Source organism: Pseudomonas sp. UBA7530 (assembly GCF_002479365.1).
Classification (GTDB): Bacteria; Pseudomonadota; Gammaproteobacteria; order Pseudomonadales; family Pseudomonadaceae; genus Aquipseudomonas.
This window is the reverse complement of sequence record NZ_DLMS01000011.1, coordinates 255,105-274,277: the sequence shown is the minus strand read 5'-3', so window position 1 is coordinate 274,277 and position 19,173 is coordinate 255,105. Positions and strand designations below refer to the sequence as shown.

19 protein-coding genes are annotated in these 19,173 nt (G+C 65.4%); 9 read left to right on the top strand and 10 right to left on the bottom strand.

Going from position 1 to position 19,173, the window contains the following annotated elements; all coding sequences use genetic code 11:
- Window positions 1-3 precede the first annotated feature (3 nt).
- The 9 genes from B2U07_RS15265 to flgB form a co-directional block, all read right to left on the bottom strand.
- A complete protein-coding gene (locus tag B2U07_RS15265) occupies window positions 4-1,128 on the bottom strand; it encodes a transglycosylase SLT domain-containing protein (RefSeq protein WP_296277228.1) in 1,125 nt (374 codons plus the stop codon).
- A gap of 3 nt (window positions 1,129-1,131) precedes the next feature.
- Window positions 1,132-2,226 (bottom strand): flagellar basal body P-ring protein FlgI, encoded by a 1,095-nt coding sequence (locus B2U07_RS15260; RefSeq protein WP_275546598.1) that lies wholly within the window; start codon window positions 2,224-2,226, stop codon window positions 1,132-1,134.
- Window positions 2,227-2,235: 9 nt separating this feature from the next.
- Complete coding sequence (flgH, locus tag B2U07_RS15255; RefSeq protein WP_275546597.1) at window positions 2,236-2,898, bottom strand: flagellar basal body L-ring protein FlgH; 663 nt, start codon at window positions 2,896-2,898, stop codon at window positions 2,236-2,238.
- A gap of 5 nt (window positions 2,899-2,903) precedes the next feature.
- On the bottom strand, window positions 2,904-3,689 hold the full coding sequence (gene flgG / locus B2U07_RS15250; protein WP_197857738.1) for a flagellar basal-body rod protein FlgG: 786 nt from the start codon (window positions 3,687-3,689) through the stop codon (window positions 2,904-2,906).
- A gap of 145 nt (window positions 3,690-3,834) precedes the next feature.
- Entirely contained in the window at window positions 3,835-4,566 is a 732-nt protein-coding gene (locus B2U07_RS15245; RefSeq protein WP_296277227.1) for a flagellar basal body rod protein FlgF, read from the bottom strand.
- A 9-nt stretch (window positions 4,567-4,575) separates the two neighbouring features.
- Window positions 4,576-5,763 (bottom strand): flagellar hook protein FlgE, encoded by a 1,188-nt coding sequence (gene flgE / locus B2U07_RS15240; RefSeq protein ID WP_296277226.1) that lies wholly within the window; start codon window positions 5,761-5,763, stop codon window positions 4,576-4,578.
- Between the two features lie 35 nt (window positions 5,764-5,798).
- The gene (flgD, locus tag B2U07_RS15235) at window positions 5,799-6,476 is read right to left on the bottom strand and encodes a flagellar hook assembly protein FlgD (RefSeq protein WP_296277225.1); all 678 of its coding nucleotides are present in this window, start codon (window positions 6,474-6,476) and stop codon (window positions 5,799-5,801) included.
- Window positions 6,476-6,904 (bottom strand): flagellar basal body rod protein FlgC, encoded by a 429-nt coding sequence (gene flgC, locus B2U07_RS15230; RefSeq protein WP_013713376.1) that lies wholly within the window; start codon window positions 6,902-6,904, stop codon window positions 6,476-6,478. The genes flgD and flgC overlap by 1 nt, the downstream gene beginning before the upstream one ends.
- Window positions 6,905-6,906: 2 nt before the next feature.
- On the bottom strand, window positions 6,907-7,260 hold the full coding sequence (gene flgB, locus B2U07_RS15225) for a flagellar basal body rod protein FlgB (RefSeq protein WP_197857734.1): 354 nt from the start codon (window positions 7,258-7,260) through the stop codon (window positions 6,907-6,909).
- A gap of 192 nt (window positions 7,261-7,452) precedes the next feature.
- Between flgB and flgA the strand changes: the two genes are divergently transcribed.
- Window positions 7,453-8,157 carry a flagellar basal body P-ring formation chaperone FlgA gene (gene flgA / locus B2U07_RS15220; RefSeq protein ID WP_296277627.1) on the top strand — a complete coding sequence of 235 codons (705 nt, stop codon included), beginning with the start codon at window positions 7,453-7,455 and terminating at the stop codon, window positions 8,155-8,157.
- Between the two features lie 125 nt (window positions 8,158-8,282).
- On the opposite strand, the gene glcC is transcribed toward flgA, so the two are convergent.
- Window positions 8,283-9,056 carry a transcriptional regulator GlcC gene (glcC, locus tag B2U07_RS15215; protein WP_275546593.1) on the bottom strand — a complete coding sequence of 258 codons (774 nt, stop codon included), beginning with the start codon at window positions 9,054-9,056 and terminating at the stop codon, window positions 8,283-8,285.
- 238 nt (window positions 9,057-9,294) lie between these two features.
- Here glcC and glcD point away from each other — a divergent pair, with 238 nt between their 5' ends.
- The 8 genes from glcD to B2U07_RS15175 form a co-directional block, all read left to right on the top strand.
- Window positions 9,295-10,794 carry a glycolate oxidase subunit GlcD gene (glcD, locus tag B2U07_RS15210; protein WP_296277224.1) on the top strand — a complete coding sequence of 500 codons (1,500 nt, stop codon included), beginning with the start codon at window positions 9,295-9,297 and terminating at the stop codon, window positions 10,792-10,794.
- Complete coding sequence (glcE, locus tag B2U07_RS15205; protein WP_296277223.1) at window positions 10,794-11,849, top strand: glycolate oxidase subunit GlcE; 1,056 nt, start codon at window positions 10,794-10,796, stop codon at window positions 11,847-11,849. Before glcD ends, glcE begins: the two co-directional genes overlap by 1 nt.
- Window positions 11,850-11,852: 3 nt before the next feature.
- Window positions 11,853-13,070 (top strand): glycolate oxidase subunit GlcF, encoded by a 1,218-nt coding sequence (gene glcF, locus B2U07_RS15200; protein WP_296277222.1) that lies wholly within the window; start codon window positions 11,853-11,855, stop codon window positions 13,068-13,070.
- A 257-nt stretch (window positions 13,071-13,327) separates the two neighbouring features.
- Complete coding sequence (locus B2U07_RS15195; protein ID WP_275546589.1) at window positions 13,328-13,726, top strand: heme-binding protein; 399 nt, start codon at window positions 13,328-13,330, stop codon at window positions 13,724-13,726.
- 127 nt (window positions 13,727-13,853) lie between these two features.
- On the top strand, window positions 13,854-16,031 hold the full coding sequence (locus tag B2U07_RS15190) for a malate synthase G (RefSeq protein WP_296277221.1): 2,178 nt from the start codon (window positions 13,854-13,856) through the stop codon (window positions 16,029-16,031).
- Between the two features lie 290 nt (window positions 16,032-16,321).
- Complete coding sequence (locus tag B2U07_RS15185) at window positions 16,322-18,022, top strand: L-lactate permease (protein WP_296277220.1); 1,701 nt, start codon at window positions 16,322-16,324, stop codon at window positions 18,020-18,022.
- Window positions 18,023-18,156: 134 nt separating this feature from the next.
- A complete protein-coding gene (locus B2U07_RS15180) occupies window positions 18,157-18,324 on the top strand; it encodes a rubredoxin (RefSeq protein WP_003242223.1) in 168 nt (55 codons plus the stop codon).
- Between the two features lie 197 nt (window positions 18,325-18,521).
- Window positions 18,522-19,173: Lateral flagellin (locus B2U07_RS15175; protein WP_296277219.1), on the top strand; the 652-nt coding region annotated here is incomplete at its 3' end.

The following is a 19,173-nucleotide window of genomic DNA, read 5'->3' as shown; positions in this document are numbered from 1 at the left end:
GAATTAACTCTCCTGCCGCTCGAAGCGCATCGGCTGAGCGAAAGCCGCCAGACGCGGCGCACGGGCGTCGTCGGCAGCGAATTGGGCTGTTACCGATGACAGGGCGACGGAATCAGCGACGGACTTAAATTCGTCACGCGTCAGCGCCTGTTTGCCGGCCACGGTGCCGAGCAACAGGCCGCTGTCGGCACTCAGGGCGCTGGCCAGTTGCTGGCGGGTCTGCGCGCTGAGCGGGCTGCTGGCCTGGACATCGTCCTTGGCCGGCATCTCCGTCTTGGCCAGGTCGCCAAGGATCTTGCGCGTGTAGTCGCGGGTTTCCTGGAAGGGGATGCGCTCGATCCAGGCGCCGGTGGCGATCTCGCCGCTGCGCGGGTCACCGTTGACCTTCAGCCACTCGTCGACGCGGCCGGGGCCGGCGTTGTAGGCCGCCAGCGCCAGCGCCTGGTGGCCGTCGTAGCGCTGCAGCATCTTGTCCAGGTAGGCACTGCCCAGACGCTTGTTGTAGGCGGCGTCGGTGGTCAGGCGAGACTCGCTGAAGGGCAGGCCGAGTTCGGCAGCCATTTCCCGCGCGGTGTCCGGCATCAGCTGCATCAGGCCGCGCGCACCCTTGGGCGATACAGCGTCGACGCGGCCGGCCGACTCCTGCTGGATGACGCGATCGACCAGGGCGACGAAGCCTGCCGAGCCTTTGTCCCAGACCTTGCCGAGGCTGTCGATGCCGCGCTGCCAGGTGCTGCGCAACGGCTCCAGCAGGCTGCTGGCGGAACGCTGCGGCAATTCTGCCGAGCGGGCAGCGGCGGCGGCCGCGTCCATGTCCACCGCGCTATTGCCACCACCGGACAGCTGCTTGACCAGCATGTCGGCGATGCCGGTCTGCTTGCGCCCGGCCAGGGTCTCGGCCAGCACTTCGTCGTAGAAGTCGCGCATGGTGTCCATCTCGCGGCTGCGCATCGGGTTGCCTTCGGCGAGCACGTCGCTGGCCTTGCGCATCTGCTTGAGGATCTGCTGCAGGAACAGCGCCTCGAACTGCTCGGCCGCAGCCTGCAGCTGCTGCTCGCGGGCGGTGCCGATGCCGTCGGCGCTGCCGCGGTGGCTGTTCATGTGTTGGGCGAGGGAAACGATGCTCATGGCTCAGATCACGATCAGTTCAGCGTTGAGGGCACCGGCCTGTTCCAGCGCCTGGAGGATGCTCATGACATCGTCCGGGGTGGCGCCGAGGCTGTTCACGGTGTTGATGATGCTGTCCAGGCTGGCGCCATCGGGCCACTTGAACATGGCGTTCTTGTCCTGGCTGACGGCAACGTCGGAGCGCGGCACCACGGCGGTCTGGCCGCCGGAGAAGGCGTTGGGCTGGCTGACCTGCGGGTTCTCGCTGATGGTCACGGTCAGGGTACCGTGAGCCACAGCAGCGGCCTTGACCCGCACGCCCTGGCCAACCACCACGGTACCGGTGCGGCTGTTGAACACCACCTTCGGTCGCTCACGACCTTCTTCCACCTCAAGGCCTTCAAGCATGGCCATGAAGCCGATGCGCTGGGTGCTGGTGATCGGCGCACGGATGGCGATCTTGGTCGAATTCAGGGCGCTGGCAGTGCCGCTGCCGAAGCGGCCGTTGACCGCCTCGACCACCTTGGCAGCGGTCTGGAAACTGGGCTGGCGCAGGTTGAGCATGACCTCGTCGCGCGTACTGAAATCGCTGGGGATCATCCGCTCGACGGTGGCGCCGTTGGGCACGCGGCCGCTGTTGGCGGAGTTGATCGCCACACTGGAGCCGCTCTGCCCGGTGGCATTCAGACCGCCGACAACCACGGCGCCCTGGGCCAGGGCATAGGTTTCGCCATCGACGCCCTGCAGCGGCGTCAGCAGCAACTGGCCGCCGCGCAGGCTCTTGGCATCGCCCAGCGAGGCGACGGTGATATCCACGGTTTGCCCCGGACTATAGGACGGCGGAATCTCTGCGGTCACGGTGACTGCCGCGACGTTCTTCAGCTTGGGGTCGACGTTCGGCGGCAGGTTGATGCCGAACTGCTTGATCATGTTGGCCACCGACTGGCTGGTGAAGCGCACCTGGTTCTTGTCGCCGGTGCCGTCGAGGCCGACCACCAGGCCGTAGCCGATCAGTTGGTTGCCGCGGATCCCTTCGATATCCACCAGGTCCATCAGCGGCACGGCGTGGGTCGACAGTGGCCAGGTCAGGAGCAGGGCGACGAGTGAGCGTTTGAGCATGACCGGGCCTCAGAGCGGGAACAGCGGGTGGGTGAAGAAACGCGTCAACCAGCCCGCCGAGTTGCTGTCGTTGAGCACGCCGCGGCCGGCATAGGAAATGCGCGCGTTGGCCACGTTCTGCGAGGACACCTGGTTGGCGCGGTTGATGTCGTCCATGCGCACCAGTCCGACCAGGCGGATGTACTCGTCGCCCTGGTTCAGGCGCAGGGCCTTCTCGCCCTTGATCAGCAGGGTGCCGTTGGGCAGCACCTGATGCACGGTCACGGCGATGGAGCCGCGCAGGGTGTTCTGCTGCGAGCTGCGCGCCGAACCATTGAAATCGCGCTCGGCCGAGGCGGAGCTTTCCAGGCGGTCGTAGGTATTGCCCAGGACGGTGGGAATACCGACGGAAACGCCCGAGGTCTTGCCGAAGCTGGTGCCGGCGCTCTTGCTCGACTGGGTGGACTCGTCGAGCACGACGGTGAGAATGTCGCCGACCCGCACTGCACGCTTGTCGCCAGTCAGCGAGCCGCTGTAGCCGCTGCGAAACAGGCCACCGCCGGTGGTCGGCGGCACGCTGTAGTCCAGCGCCAGCGGCTCGTAGTGGCTGGAGTCTTCCTCAGGCAGCATCTCGTTGAAGCTGGCGCAGCCGCCGAGGGCCAGAAGCAGAGCGAGCGGGAGCAGGCGGGTCATGGCGATCACACGGTCTGGTTGAGGAACTGCTGCATGCCCGACGCAGCGTCGAGCACCTTGGCGTTGGCCTCGTAGGCACGCTGAATGGAGATCATGTTGACCATGGCCTCGACCACCTGCACGTTGGAACCTTCCAGCACACCCTGCTTGAGGTTGCCCAGGCCTTCCTCGCCCGGCACGCCTTCCTGCGGCTCGCCGCTGGCCACGGTTTCGCGATAGAGGTTGCCGCCCAGCGCCTCGAGGCCGCCCGGGTTGGTGAAGTTGACCAGAGTGATCTGGCCCAGCTCGGAGGGCAGGGTGTCGCCGGCCAGCACGGCGGTGACGATGCCGTCGCTGCCCACGGTGAAGCGGCTGCTACCGGCCGGCACTTCGATGGCCGGCGTCAGCGGCAGGCCCTGGGAGTTGACGATCATGCCTTCGGCGTTGAGCTGCAGCTGGCCGTTCTCGGTGTAGTAGATATCGCCGTTGGGCGCTTCCACCTGGAAGAAGCCGGCACCGATGATCGCCAGGTCCATCGGCTGGCCAGTGGTCTGGATGCTGCCTTCGGTGAACACCTTCTGCGTACCGGCCACACGCACACCGCTGCCGAGCTGGATGCCCGACGGTACGGTATTGACCTCATCGGCCTGCGCGCCCGGCTGCAGCTCGATGGCGTAGAACAGGTCTTCGAACACCACGCGGTCGCTCTTGAAGCCGTTGGTGTTGACGTTGGCCAGGTTGTTGGCCACGGCGCTCATGGCCTTGTCCTGTGCGGCCAGGCCGGTCTTGCTGACCCAAAGTGCGGAACTCATGTGCGTTACCTCTTCGCTGTGGCGAACGCCTTATCAACGACGTGCGCCTGTGTTTCGTGGGAGCGAGCTCTGCTCGCGAAGCTGTGTCTGGCGAAACTCGATTCGCGAGCAAAGCTCGCTCCTACACGGCCGCCGGCTTTCCGGCTCAGCTGCCGCGAATCATGCGGTTGCCGGCCTCGGACAGGTCCTCGGCGGCCTTCATCATCTTCACCTGGGTCTCGAACAGGCGGTTCAGGCTCATGGTCGCCACCAGCTGATCGATGGCGCCGACATTGCTCGCCTCCAGGTAGCCGGACACCAGCACCGGCGCTTCCAGCCCCTCTGCCGGCTGACCATCGATGCGCGCCAGCAGGCCGCTGGCGTCCTTGGTCAGGTCGGCGGCGTCGACATCCACCACGCGGATGCGGTCCACCTCGGCGGTGACGAAATCGCCACGCGGGATTACCGAAACGGTGCCGTCACGGCCGATATGCAGGCTGTCGTACTCGGGCAGCACGATGGGGCCGCCCTCGCCCAGCACGGCGCGGCCGTTCAGGGTCAGGCGCAGCTCGGCATCGACCTGCAGCGCGCCGTTGCGGGTGTAGCGCTCGGCGCCTTCATCGCCCTCGACGGCGAACAGGCCGCGGCCCTGGATCGCTACGTCGAGATCACGGCCGGTGGCCATCAGCTCGCCGGGCGCCAGGTTGACGCCGTTGTTCTTCACCCGTGCCAGGTGGCGGCTGTCGTAGCCGTAGCCTTCCACGGCGACGGCCTGAGCCTGTTCGAGGTCGGCACGAAAGCCGGGCGTGTTGACGTTGGCCAGGTTGTTGGCGCGCACCGTGAGCGAGCTCATGGTGCGGCTGGCGGCGGTCATTGCGGTGTAACCGAGACGGTCCATGGTTCAGCCTCAGATCGCGCCGAACAGCACTTGGGTGAGTTCCTTGTTGGTGGTCAGCACCTTGGTGTTGGCCTGGTAGTTGCGCTGCCCCTCCATCAGACCGACCAGTTGCTGGGTCAGATCGACGTTGGAGTTCTCCAGCGAACCGGCCACCAGCGCACCGAACGGGCCGACGCCAGGCACGCCGATCAGCGCCGCGCCGGAGTCGGCAGTTTCCACCCAGGCGGTGCCGCTGATGTTCTTCAGGCCGCCAGCGTTGGCGAAGGTGGCCAGCGCCACCTGGCCCTGCAGCATGCGCTGGCCGTTGCTGTAGTTGGCATAGACCATGCCGTCCTTCTCTACCGACAAGCCGGTCTGCTCGCCCGCCGCATAACCGCTGGCGCGGTTGGTGGTGACGACGAAGTCGGAGCCGTACTGGCTGGAATTGCTGTAGTCGATGGCGATGGCCATCGGGTCGACACCGGGCAGGGCGAAACCGACGTTGACCGGGCCGGCCGGCGCGGTGAGCGTGCCGTTGGTGCCGAAGGTCAGAGTTTGAGGGGCGCCTACAGCCGCACCGCCGGCGTAATAGTGGGCTTCCCAGTTGTTATCGCCAGTCTTGACGAAGTACTGGGTCAGGGTGTGTTCCTTGCCCTGGGAGTCGAACACCTTGGTGGTGTAGGTGGAGTTGTAGGTGTTGACGTCCGCCGGATCGAACGGCGCGGTGGCCGGCACAGTCTGGTTGGAGTCCAGGTTCATGACGAAGGCCAGGCTGTCGGTGGCGCGCGCCGGCAGGTTGGCGTTCTGCAGCTGCAGGTCGCCCATGGCGCCTACCTGCAGATTGCCGGCGGCGTCCACCGGGTAGCCCTGCAGGGTCTGGCCGGCGGCGTTGACGATGTTGTTGTCCTTGTCGGCGCCGAACACGCCGGCGCGGGTGTAGCTGACATCACCATTGCCGCCGCGGGTAACGAAGAAGCCGCCGCCGGAGATGGCCAAATCGAGGCTGCGCCCGGTGGTCACCAGGGAGCCGCCCTGGCTGATGCTCTGGGTGGTGGCCAGCACTTCCACGCCCATCGCCTGGCTGTCGGCGTAGATGCTGCCGAACTCGGTGCGCGAGGACTTGAAGCCGGTGGTGCCGGCGTTGGCGATGTTGTGGCTGATGGTGTTGAGCTGTTCGTTGACGGCACTGAGGCCGGTCATGGCGATATTGAAACTCATGGCGACTGGACCTTTGAATTAACGACTGGGTGGGTTCAGAGCAGACCGGCGGTCTGCGTCTGGCCGAATTCGGTGATGTTGTAGAAGGGCACGGAGCCGATGCCGACGACTTCCAGCACCGGCCCCTCGGCACTGACGCGCACCTGGGTGACGCGGCCGGCCACCTCGACCTTCGGATACTCGCCACTGTCGCTCTTGACCTCGACCTTGTAGCGGCCTGGCGCCAGGCCAAGGGCCTTGGGGTCTAGCTCGAAGGGCACGCGGCCCGGCGCCTGGGAACCCAGGTCGATTTCCTTCTTCACGCCGTTGCTGTCGGTGACCACCAGGGCCAGCTTGCCGGCGGCGTGCTCGAGATTGACCTCGCCTTTGACCTTGTCTGCATCCAGCTCCAGCTGCTCGGTGGCGACCTTGACTTCCTGGCCGACCAGGCCGGCAGCGGTGAGGGTCTGCAGGTTGTCCAGCAGCACCAGGTTGCTCTTGCTCAGCGAGGCCATGTTCTCCAGGCTCTTGACCTGGCTCATGGCGGCGAACTGGTTGAGGAATTCGGTGCTGTCCACCGGTTTGGTCGGGTCCTGGTTCTGGATCTGCGCGACCATCAGGGTGAGGAAGTTGTTTTCCAGTTGGGTCGCGTCGCTGACGTTGACCGACTGCTTCACCGCTTCGTCGATGCTGTAAGCGGGATTGTTCTGGCTGTTGTTGCTGACCGTGGCCATCAGGATTCTCCGAGCTTGAGCAGGCCTTGCTGCATGCTTTTCAGGCGATTGAGCACCTCGACGCTGGTCTCGAAGCTGCGGGTGGCCGACATCATGTCGGTCATTTCCTCGATCTGATCGATGTCGGCGTAGAACACGTAGCCCTTGTCATCGGCTAGCGGGTTGTCCGGCTCGTAACGGCGCACCGGCTCGCGGCCGGCGGTGACCACGTCGAGCACCTGCACATGGGCGCCGCCCATGCCCACGCCGCGGGTCAGCTGATCGTTGTTGTAGACGGCGGCGAACACCGGCTTGCGCGCCTGGTACACGTCCTCGGCACTGGCCGCGGCCGAGTCGGCGTTGGCCAGGTTGCTGGCCACGGTGTTGAGGCGCACGGTCTGCGCGTTCATCGACGAGCCAGCGATGCGGTAGATGGAATCGAAAGCCATGGTCAGCGTCCCTCGATGGCCTGTTTCAGGCCGCGGAATTTCATGCTGAGAAAGGTCAGGCTGGTCTGGAAGTCCATGCTGTTCTTGGAGAACGCGGCCTGTTCCACACTCAGCTCGACGCTGTTGCCGTCCTGCGACGGCTGGGTCGGCACGCGGTACTTGAGATCGGCAGTGCTGGCGCTGAACGCCTGCTGTGGATCGAGCCGCTGCATCTCGCCGGCAAAATCGATGTCGCGGGCGAGAAAGCCCGGCGTGTCTTCGTTGGCCAGGTTGGCGGCGAGAATCTCGCTGCGCTGCATACGCAGTTCGATGGCTCGCGAATGCAGCCCCACCACGTCATCAATCCGTATACTCATTCACCGGTACCCTTAACCCAAGGTTGTGCCCAGGTGCCTTGAGCACAAAGCGTGCCCAACCCATAAGAGAGCCGTATTACATTGATTTATCAGGGATTCTTGAGAACCGCCGGCGCCTTTCGCGTCGCCCTTTTTCCGCATCGCCGCATCGCCGGAGGGAAAAGCGGAAAGGCTTTTTCCGCCTTGGCGTCAGTGCTCTTCCTCTTCGCCGCACTGCCTGCGGATACGGCACGTGCGCAGGCCGACGCCGCCGGCCAGATCAATCAGGCCATCGCTACGCATATGCAGCAGAAGCTTGCCGAGGAGGCCAAACGCCAGGCCTGGCAAGGCCAGCGCCACAGCCTCGATACAACGCTGGTGGGCAGCGCGGAACGACTGCCGGCCTGCGCCCAGGCCCTGAGCGTGGCGGTCGCCAGCGATGATCCCTCGGCGCTGGCGCGCCAGCGCCTGGAGCTGAGCTGCCCGGACACCCCCGGCTGGAGCATCACCGCCCTGGTGCAGGCCAACGTCTTCCTACCGGTGGTACATGCCGCGCGGGTGATCGAACGCGGCCAGACCATCAGCGCCGAACAGCTGCAATTGCAGGAAGTGAACATCGGCAAGGCATCGCGCGGTTTCTACAACGACCTCGACGAGGTGGTCGGCCAGGGCGCCAAACGCCGCGTGCGCGCCGGCCAGCTGATCGCGCCAAACCTGCTCACCGCACCGCTGCTGATTCGCCGCGGCCAGCAGGTGACCATCATCGCCAGCCAGGACGGTATCTCCGCCTCGGCCACCGGCGAGGCGCTGGCCAATGGCCGCGAAGGCGAGGTGATCCGCGTGCGCAACCTCGGTAGCCAGAAGGTAATCGAGGCGCAGGTGGTGGAAGATGGCGTGGTCACCAGCACCTTCAGGTAGGGTGTCATGCCACGTGGGAGGCGCTTGCGCGGCGAGCGGGTCTGGCGGGTCGCGGCTAAAGCCCCTCCCACAAATATGTAGGGCGGGTGCAGCCCGCCACCATTGACCGGCGGGTGTCACCCGCCCTACGCCCAGCCCTCCAGGCGCATGGTCGCGCGCACCAGGCGCTGCTCTTCCTGCTCGATCTCCTGCAGGTTGTCGCGGATGCTGTTGATGTGATCGCGCGCGGCGCGCTGGGCCTGTTCCGGCAGGCGCTCGATCACCGCGTGATACAGGCGCGAGTGTTGGCGGTCGATCTGCCGCTTCTGCGCCGGGCGGTGATAGAGATTGTTCACCGAGGCGAACACGGTGCTGAGCATCAGGTCGGTCAGCGACTGCAAGGTGTGCACCAGCACCGGGTTGTGCGACGCCTCGCAGATGGCCAAGTGGAAGGCGTGATCGAGGCGTGCGTGTTCGCGTGGGTCGACCGGATGCTCCTGCGCGTGGGCCGCGAGCATTTCCTCGTAGCGCCGGGTCAGCAGGACGAAATCCGCGTCGGTGCCACGCAGCGCCGCCAGGCGCGCCGACTCGCCCTCTAGCAGGCCGCGCACTTCCAGCAGGTCGTACAGGGTGCGCGGTTGCGAGCCGAACAGATGCATCAGCGGGCTGGCATCGCGCTCGCCGCTAAGCTTGGCCACCCGTGAATCACGCCCCTGCGCAGTGTCGATGATGCCGCGCCCACGCAGGACCTTCAGCCCTTCACGCAGCGCCGAACGGGAAATGCCCAGCTTCTCGCACAGGCGCCGCTCCGAGGGCAGCGGCTGACCCACCTTGAGTACGCCATCGACGATCAGCCGCTCGATGCGCTCGGCCACCACGTCGCTGACCTGCCGTCTTGCGACAGCCTGATTCGTATCCATTTCAACCCTCCCTTCAACTGGTCGTACCAGCTGACGCGAGCATACGCCCTTCATCCGAAAGCCATGTTCAAAGCCTATGAGAATAAGCACTTTGAGCAGCCTTGTGCGAAAGGTTGACGAAAGAAACTGGTCCTACCAGTGATAAAGACGATGGACGTAAAAATTCAGGCGGCCTAAACATAAGGCCATGGTCGCGGCATGACCGCCTATAAAAACAACGTTCCCGATTGAGCCTGCCATGAGCATTCTGTACGACGAGCGCGTCGACGGCGCGCTGCCCAAAGTCGACAAGGCCGCGCTGCTGACCGAGCTGCGCCAGTGCCTACCCGACCTCGACATCCTGCATACCGTCGAAGACCTGAAGCCTTATGAGTGCGATGGCCTGTCCGCCTACCGCACCACACCCATGCTGGTGGTGCTGCCCGAGCGCATCGAGCAAGTGCAACAGCTGCTCAAGCTCTGCCACGCCCGTGGCGTGCCGATCGTGGCGCGCGGTGCCGGCACCGGCCTGTCCGGCGGTGCGCTGCCGCTGGAGAAGGGCATCCTGCTGGTGATGGCGCGCTTCAACCAAATTCTCGAGATCAACCGTGAAGGCCGCTTCGCCCGGGTACAGCCCGGCGTGCGTAACCTGGCGATCTCACAGGCCGCCGCGCCGTTCGACCTGTATTACGCCCCTGATCCGTCCTCGCAGATTGCCTGCTCTATCGGCGGCAATGTCGCCGAGAATGCCGGCGGCGTGCATTGCCTGAAGTACGGCCTGACCGTGCACAACCTGCTCAAGGTGGACATCCTCACCGTCGAAGGCGAGTTCATGACACTCGGCAGCGACGCCCTGGACGCGCCGGGTTTCGACCTGCTGGCGCTGTTCACCGGCTCCGAAGGCATGCTCGGCATCGTCACCGAGGTGACGGTCAAGCTGCTGCCCAAGCCGCAGGTTGCCAAGGTGCTGCTGGCGGCCTTCGACTCGGTGGAAAAAGCCGGCCGCGCGGTCGGTGACATCATCGCCGCCGGCATCATCCCCGGCGGCCTGGAGATGATGGACAACCTGGCGATTCGCGCCGCCGAAGACTTTATCCACGCCGGCTACCCGGTGGAGGCCGAGGCCATCCTGCTCTGCGAGCTGGACGGCGTGGAGGCCGACGTCGCCGACGACTGCGAGCGCGTGCGTGAGGTGCTGGAACAGGCCGGCGCCACCGAAGTACGCCTGGCCCGCGACGAAGCCGAGCGGGTGAAATTCTGGGCCGGGCGCAAGAACGCCTTCCCGGCGGTCGGGCGCATCTCGCCGGACTACTACTGCATGGACGGCACCATCCCGCGGCGCGAGCTGCCCGGCGTGCTGCGCGGCATCGCCGAGCTGTCCGAGGAGTACGGCCTGCGCGTGGCCAACGTGTTCCATGCCGGCGACGGCAATATGCACCCGCTGATCCTCTTCGATGCCAACGTACCGGGCGAGCTGGAGCGCGCCGAGGCCATCGGCGGCAAGATCCTCGAACTCTGCGTCAAGGTCGGCGGCAGCATCACCGGCGAGCACGGCGTCGGCCGCGAGAAGATCAATCAGATGTGCGCGCAGTTCAACAGCGACGAAATCACCCTGTTCCACGCGGTAAAGGCGGCGTTCGACCCCAGCGGCCTGCTCAACCCGGGCAAGAACATCCCCACCCTGCACCGCTGCGCCGAGTTCGGTGCCATGCACGTGCACCACGGCCAACTGCCCTTCCCGGAACTGGAGCGCTTCTGATGCAGCAGGATTTCGATGCCAGCGCCGCGCTGCTGGAACAGGTCAACCACGCGCTCAACAGCGCCACGGCGCTGCGCATCCAGGGCAGCGGCAGCAAGGCCCATCTGGGCCGCGCCACCACCGGCGAAGTGCTGGATACCCGCATGCACCGCGGCATCGTCAGCTACGACGCCACCGAACTGGTGCTCACCGCCCGCGCCGGCACACCACTTACAGAAATCGAAGCGGCGCTGGAGGCCAACAACCAGATGCTGCCGTGCGAACCGCCGCACCTGGGCGATGGCGCCACCCTGGGCGGCATGGTCGCCGCCGGGCTGTCCGGCCCGCGTCGGCCCTGGGCCGGTTCGGTGCGCGATCAGGTGCTCGGCACCCGCGTGATCACCGGCCAGGGCAAGCTGCTGCGCTTCGGCGGCGAGGTGATGAAGAACGTCGCCGGCTACGACCTGTCGCGCCTGATGGCCGGCAGCTTCGGTTGCCTTGGCCTGCTCGCCGAAGTCTCGCTCAAGGTGCTGCCCAAACCGCGCCAGGTGCTCAGCCTGCGCCTGGACATGAGTGCTCGCGACGCGCTCAACAAGCTTGCCGAGTGGGGCCAGCAGCCATTGCCAATCAGCGCCGCCAGCCATGACGGTGTCGCGCTTCACCTGCGCCTTGAGGGCGGCGAAGGCTCGGTTCTGGCTGCGCGCCAGCGCCTGGGCGGTGAAGAGATCGACAACGCTTACTGGCACGAACTGCGTGAACAGCGCCTGCCGTTCTTCAGCGCCAGCGGCACGCTCTGGCGCCTGTCGCTGCCGGCCAATAGCGGCCTGCTCGACCTGCCCGGCCGCCAGCTGATCGACTGGGGCGGCGCGCAGCGCTGGCTGAAAACCGACGCCGATGGCGAGCTGATCCAGCGCGTGACGGGGGGGCTCGGCGGCCACGCCACCTGCTTCGCCGCCGGCCAGGTACAACCCTTCCAGCCGCTGGCTGCTCCTCTGCTGCGTTACCAGCGCCAGCTGAAGAACCAGCTCGACCCCCAGGGTATTTTCAACCCTGGCCGCATGTACGCCGAGGTATAAGACGTGCAGACCAATTTGAGTGAACAGGCCAAGCGCCTGCCGCGCGCCGAGGAAGCCGAACGCATCCTGCGCTCCTGCGTGCATTGCGGCTTCTGCAACGCCACCTGCCCGACCTACCAGCTACTCGGTGACGAGCTGGACGGCCCGCGCGGACGCATCTACCTGATCAAGCAGATGCTCGAAGGTGGCGAAGTCACGGCCAAGACCCAGGAGCACCTGGATCGCTGTCTGACCTGCCGCAACTGCGAGACCACCTGTCCATCCGGTGTGCAGTACCACAACCTGCTGGATATCGGCCGCGAAGTGGTCGAGCAGGCGGTGCCGCGGCCGCTGAACGAGCGCCTGCTGCGTCAGGGCCTGCGCGCCGTGGTGCCACGCCCGGCGCTGTTCAAGACTTTGACCCAGACCGGTCTGGCCCTGCGCCCGCTGCTGCCGGCCGCGCTCAAGGCCAAGCTGCCGCGCGAGGTTCGCCCGGCCAAGCCGCGCCCGACGCAGCAGCATGCCCGCCGCGTGCTGATGCTAGAAGGCTGCGTGCAACCGGGGCTGTCGCCCAACACCAACGCCGCCACCGCACGCGTGCTGGATCGCCTTGGCATCAGCGTCACGCCGATCCGCGAGGCGGGCTGCTGCGGCGCCGTGGATTACCACCTCAACGCCCAGGAAGCCGGGTTGCAACGCGCGCGGCAGAACATCGACGCCTGGTGGCCGGCCATCCAAGCCGGCACTGAGGCCATCGTGCAGACCGCCAGCGGCTGCGGCGCTTTCGTCAAGGACTACGGCCACCTGCTCGCCAGTGACCCGGCGTATGCAAGCAAGGCGGCGCGGGTCAGCGCCCTGGCCAAGGATCTGGTCGAGGTGCTGCTGGGTGAGCCACTGGAACAGCTGCAGGTACGCGCCGAGCAGCGCCTGGCCTTCCACTGCCCCTGCACCCTGCAGCATGCGCAGAAACTCGGCGGCGCGGTTGAAGGCGTACTGACGCGCCTCGGCTTCGGCCTGACCGCTGTGCCGGACGGTCACCTGTGCTGCGGCTCGGCCGGCACCTATTCGCTGACCCAGCCAGAACTGTCGCGGCAGCTTCGCGACAACAAATTGAACGCCCTGGAAAGCGGCAAACCGGACGCCATCGTCACCGCCAATATTGGCTGCCAGACCCATCTGGACGGTGCCGGACGCACACCGGTGCGCCACTGGATCGAGATCGTCGAGGAGGCGATGGGCTGATCACGCGTAGCCGGTGCCACGCGCACGGCTACAGATGTACCGCAACGCACAAGCGGAGGAATGAGTCCCGCCTGTGGGAGGCGCTTTAGCGGCGAGCTTTTATCGCGGCTGAAGCCGCTCCCACGGTGATTGCCCGGTAGCCCGAATGCAATCCGGGCAAAGCGCCAGATATTCCCGGATTGCATCCGGGCTACGCGACTGAACACCTTCTCCCGCATGCGGGAGAGGGGAGAAAAACCAAGAACACGAGGTATGCCATGCAACACAAAGCCGTACTCAGCCAGAGCGAAGTCAGTCAGATCATCGCAGCCGCCCGTAACGAAGCGCAGCAACAGGGCTGGGCCGTGGCTATCGCCGTGGTCGACGACGGCGGTCATCCGCTGGCTCTGGAGCGCCTCGACGGCTGCGCGCCCATCGGCGCCTACATCGCCACCGAGAAGGCGCGCAGCGCCGCCATTGGCCGCCGCGAAACCAAGGGCTACGAGGACATGGTCAACGGCGGTCGCACCGCCTTCGTCAGCGCGCCGCTGATCACCTCGCTGGAGGGCGGTGTACCGGTTCTGGTGGATGGCCAGGTTGTGGGTGCCGTCGGTGTATCCGGGGTCAAGGCCGAACAGGATGCGCAGGTGGCAAAGGCGGGTATTGCGGCCCTTTAAACATGCGGCGCAGCCGCCAACTGATGACCTTCTCCCTCCGGGAGAAGGTGTCACGAAGTGACGGAAGAGGGTTCCAACAGACAACGCCTGGCCCCTCTCGCAAGCGATTAGACAGGAGAACAGAAAAATGACCGAACGCGTGCAATGTCAGCGCCTGCAGGTAGCCGCCGAGCTCAAGCAATTCATCGAAAGCGAAGTGCTGCCCGGCAGCGGTATCGAGGCGGCGGCCTTCTGGAGCGGTTTCGATGCGCTGGTGCACGACCTGGCGCCGCGCAACCGTGCCCTACTGGCCGAGCGCGACCGTCTGCAGACCGAGCTGGATACCTGGCACCGCGCCAACCCTGGGCCGATCACCGACATGAACGCCTACCGCGCCTTCCTCGGCTCCATCGGCTACTTGCTGCCGCAGCCGGAGCAGGTCAAAGCGACCACCGCCAACGTAGACAGCGAGATCGCCACCCAGGCCGGCCCGCAGCTGGTAGTGCCGGTGATGAATGCGCGCTACGCGCTGAACGCCGCCAACGCCCGCTGGGGCTCGCTGTACGACGCGCTGTACGGCACCGATGCCATCAGCGAAGAAGGTGGTGCCAGCAAGGGCCCGGGCTATAACGAAGTGCGCGGCGCCAAGGTGATCGCCTTCGCCCGCGCCTTCCTTGACCAGGCCGCGCCACTGGCCCAGGGCTCGCACTCAGACGCCAGTGCCTATGCCGTAGTCGCCGGCCAACTGCAGGTGACCCTGAGCAGCGGCGCGCAGACCTCGCTGGCGCAACCGGAGAAATTCGTTGGTTTCCAGGGCGATGCTGCCACGCCGAGCGCCGTGCTGCTGAAGAACAACGGCCTGCACTTCGAGATCCAGATCGACGCCAGCAGCCCCATCGGCCGTACCGACGCCGCCGGCGTGAAGGACGTGCTGATGGAAGCGGCGTTGTCCACCATCATGGACTGCGAGGACTCCGTCGCTGCCGTCGACGCCGCCGACAAGGTGGTGGTCTACCGCAACTGGCTGGGCCTGATGAAGGGCGATCTGGCCGAAGATCTGCAAAAGGCTGGCAAGCGCATCACCCGGCGCCTCAATGCGGATCGCATCTACACCGCAGCCAATGGCAGCGAACTGACCCTGCACGGTCGCTCATTGCTGTTCATCCGCAACGTCGGCCACCTGATGAGCAACCCGGCGATCATCGACGGTGAAGGCTTGGAAATTCCCGAGGGCATCCTCGATGCGGTGGTGACCAGCCTGATCGCCCTGCATGACCTCAAGCGCCGCGGCAACTCGCGCACCGGCAGCGTGTATATCGTCAAGCCGAAGATGCACGGGCCGTTCGAAGTGGCCTTCGCCAACGAACTGTTCGGTCGCGTCGAGCAGCTGCTGGGCATGCCGGCCAATTCCCTGAAAATGGGCATCATGGATGAGGAGCGGCGCACCAGCGTCAACCTCAAGGCGTGCATCGAGGCCGCCAGCGCGCGTGTGGCCTTCATCAACACCGGTTTTCTCGACCGCACTGGCGACGAAATGCACACCGCCATGGAAGCTGGCGCGATGCTGCGCAAGGGCGACATGAAATCCAGCGCCTGGATCCAGGCCTACGAGCGCAATAACGTGCTGGTCGGCCTGGCCTGCGGGCTGCGCGGCAAGGCGCAGATCGGCAAGGGCATGTGGGCCATGCCGGATCTGATGGCAGCCATGCTGGAGCAGAAGATCGGCCATCCGAAAGCCGGCGCCAACACCGCCTGGGTGCCGTCGCCGACCGCCGCCGTGCTGCACGCCCTGCACTATCACCAGATCGACGTGCAGGCGGTACAGAGCGAGCTGGAACTGATCGACCTGGCCAGCCAGCGCGACAGCCTGCTGAACGATCTACTCAGCGTGCCGGTCAGCGCCGAGCGGCCGTGGAGCGCCAGCGATATCCAGCAGGAGCTGGACAACAACTGCCAGGGCATCCTCGGTTACGTGGTGCGCTGGGTCGAGCAGGGCGTCGGCTGCTCCAAGGTGCCGGATATCCACAACGTCGGCCTGATGGAAGACCGTGCCACCCTGCGCATTTCGGCTCAGCACATCGCCAACTGGCTGCACCACGGCGTGGTCAACGAGGCCCAGGTGCGCGAGACGCTGCAGCGCATGGCACAGGTGGTCGACGGACAGAATGCCGGCGATCCGGCCTACCGCCCGATGGCACCTGACTTCGAACAATCCCATGCCTTCCGCGCTGCCTGTGATCTAGTGTTCAAGGGCCGCGAGCAGCCGTCCGGCTATACCGAGCCGCTGCTGCATGCCTGGCGGCTGCGTTTCAAGCAGGAGGTTTGAACTACTGTGGGAGGGGCTTTAGCCGCGACAAAACAACTACAAAAAGCTCGCGGCTAAAGCCCCTCCCACAAAAAGCAGACTAACCATCGTGGACGGAGCCGAAAGCCTCCACGAAACAAGCCCTGACGGTCGCTGACCGTCGGGGCTTTCGAGCATGAGCGCGGTGGCGGGTGATCCCTGCCGTCGCGGCTCGCGGAAAGGTCGGCGCCGTGGTGCCCGGCCCTTCCAGATGCGTGGCGCCGGGTATCCCCGGAAAACTGTGGTTCACAAGAAAAAGAAGGAACCAACCCATGAGTCAAACGCTGCTCTCCATCCTGGCCTTCGTGCCACTGGTACTGGCGGGTGTACTGCTGATCGGCTTTCGCTGGCCGGCCAAGTACGCGATGCCGCTGGTGTTCGTCCTCACAGCCCTGATCGGCCTGCTGGCCTGGGACATGTCCCTCAACCGGGTCATTGCCTCCAGTCTGCAGGGACTGATTCTCACGGCCTCGATCCTGTGGATCATCTTCGGCGCGATCCTGCTGCTGAACACCCTCAAGCACTCCGGTGGCATCGCGGCGATTCGTCGGGGCTTCTCCAACATCAGCCCGGACCGTCGCGTGCAGGCGCTGATCGTCGCCTGGCTGTTCGGCTGCTTCATCGAGGGCGCCTCCGGCTTCGGCACCCCGGCCGCAGTGGCCGCGCCGCTGCTGGTGGCGCTGGGCTTCCCGGCCCTGGCCGCAGTGGTGCTGGGGATGATGGTGCAATCCACGCCGGTATCCTTCGGTGCGGTGGGTACGCCAATCCTGGTGGGCGTCGGCGCCGGTCTGGACAAGACCGGTATCACCGAGCAACTGGTGGCCACCGGCAGCACCTGGGAAACCTTCTTCCACCTGATCTATTCGCGGGTGGCCATCACCCACGGCCTGATCGGCCTGCTGATGCCGCTGATCATGGTGATGATCATGACGCGCTTCTTCGGCCGCAATCAGAGCTGGAAGGAAGGTCTGGCCATCGCGCCGTTCGCCATCTTCACCGCCTTTGCCTTCTCCCTGCCTTACATGGCTGCCGGCGTGTTCCTCGGCCCGGAATTCCCCTCGATGATCGGCGCCCTGGTCGGCCTGGCCATCGTGGTGCCGGCTGCCAAGGCGGGCTTTCTGTTGCCCAAGGAGACCTGGGACTTCGCCGATCCCAAGGACTGGCCGTCCGACTGGATGGGCAAGATCGAAATGAAACTGGACGAGGTGGCAGGCAAGGCGCCGATCTCGGTGCCCATGGCCTGGGCGCCCTACCTGCTGCTGGCGGCATTCCTGGTGATCTCGCGCACCTTCCCCGAGGTGAAAGCGGCACTGATGAGCGTTACCTTCGGCTGGAAAGACATCCTCGGCGAGACCGGCGTGTCCGGCACCATCGAGCCGCTGTTCCTGCCAGGCGGCATCCTGTGCATGGTGGTGCTGGTGACCTTCTTCCTCCATCGCATGCGCTTCTCCGAGCTCAAGGCGGCGGTGGGCGAGTCGAGCAAGACCCTGCTAGGCGCCGGCTTCGTGTTGATCTTCACTATCCCCATGGTGCGTATCCTGATCAACTCCGGGGTCAATGGCAGCGACCTGGTGTCGATGCCGGTAGCCATGGCGCAGTTGGTGGCCGATAGCGTCGGCGGCGTATATCCGTTCTTCGCCCCCGCGGTGGGCGGGCTAGGCGCCTTTATCGCCGGCTCCAACACCGTGTCCAACTTGATGCTGTCGCAGTTCCAGTTCAACGCGGCGCAGCTGCTCGGTGTGTCCGGGGCAATGATGGTGGCACTGCAGTCGGTCGGCGCGGCGGCGGGCAACATGATCGCCATCCATAACGTGGTGGCGGCCTCGGCGACCGTCGGTCTGCTCGGCCGTGAAGGCATCACCCTGCGCAAGACCATTCTGCCGACGCTGTACTACCTCACCATGGCTGGTGTGATCGCGCTGGTGGCGATGTACGGCATGGCGCTGACCGATCCGCTGATGGCCGCGCGCTGACGCCACACGGGTCGTCTATCGCACGACCCGACTGTGCTTGGTCCGCCGACTGGCGGCGATTGCCGCCAGCCGGCTTGGCGCATCCCGCCAATTGCGGTAGCTTGCCGGCACCGTGAGATTCACCCGAGGTCGATATGAAGAAGTGGCAATGCGTGGTCTGTGGACTGATTTACGACGAGAGCCAGGGTTGGCCGGATGACGGCATCGCCCCCGGCACCCGCTGGGAAGACGTGCCGGAAGACTGGCTGTGCCCCGACTGCGGCGTCGGCAAGATGGATTTCGAGATGATCGAAATCGGCTGATCGGCCTTGGCAATACCACAACGGCGACCTTCGGGTCGCCGTTTTCATTAAAGGCCCAGGCAGGTGCCCGAACCTTTGCGCAGTGCAGGAAAATCTTCGGCGTCATTTAAGCAGCGCCAAAAGCCGGTCGCCCTTCACCTACAGCAGGCAATCACAGCCAGCTTCATTCCGCGCCTACCGCACGAAGGATTACGATCATGGCCTTGTCGATTCATACCAACTACTCCTCGCTGATCACTCAGACCAACCTGGGCAAAACCAACAACGCCCTGGGCACCAACCAGCAGCGCCTGGGCACCGGCCTGCGCATCAACAGCGCCGCCGACGATGCCGCCGGCCTGCAGATCGCTACCCGCCTCAACGCTCAGTCGCGCGGCATGGACGTGGCCATGCGCAACACCGGTGATTCCATCTCCCTGCTGCAGACCGCCGAAGGCGCCTTCAGCGAGATGACCGACATCATGCAACGCATGAAGGACCTGGCCACCCAGGCCGCGAACGACACCAACAGCGACGACGACCGTACCTCGCTGAAGGCCGAGTACGACGAGCTGGGCAACGAGCTGACCAACATCATCAGCAACACCAAGTACGCAGGCGAAGCCCTGTTTGCTGCCGGTGGCAAGCTGACCGCTGCAATGACCTTCCAGATCGGCTCCAGCAGCGCCGAAACCCTGTCGTTCAACGCCAGTGCAAACCTGACCGCCGTTACCGGTGCGATCACCACCATCAAGGCCGAGACCCTCGATGACGCCACCAACGCCGGTAGCGCCATGGACGAGCTGGAAACCGCTCTGGACGCCGTCGGCACTCTGCGTTCGCAGCTTGGCGCCAACATCAACCGCCTGA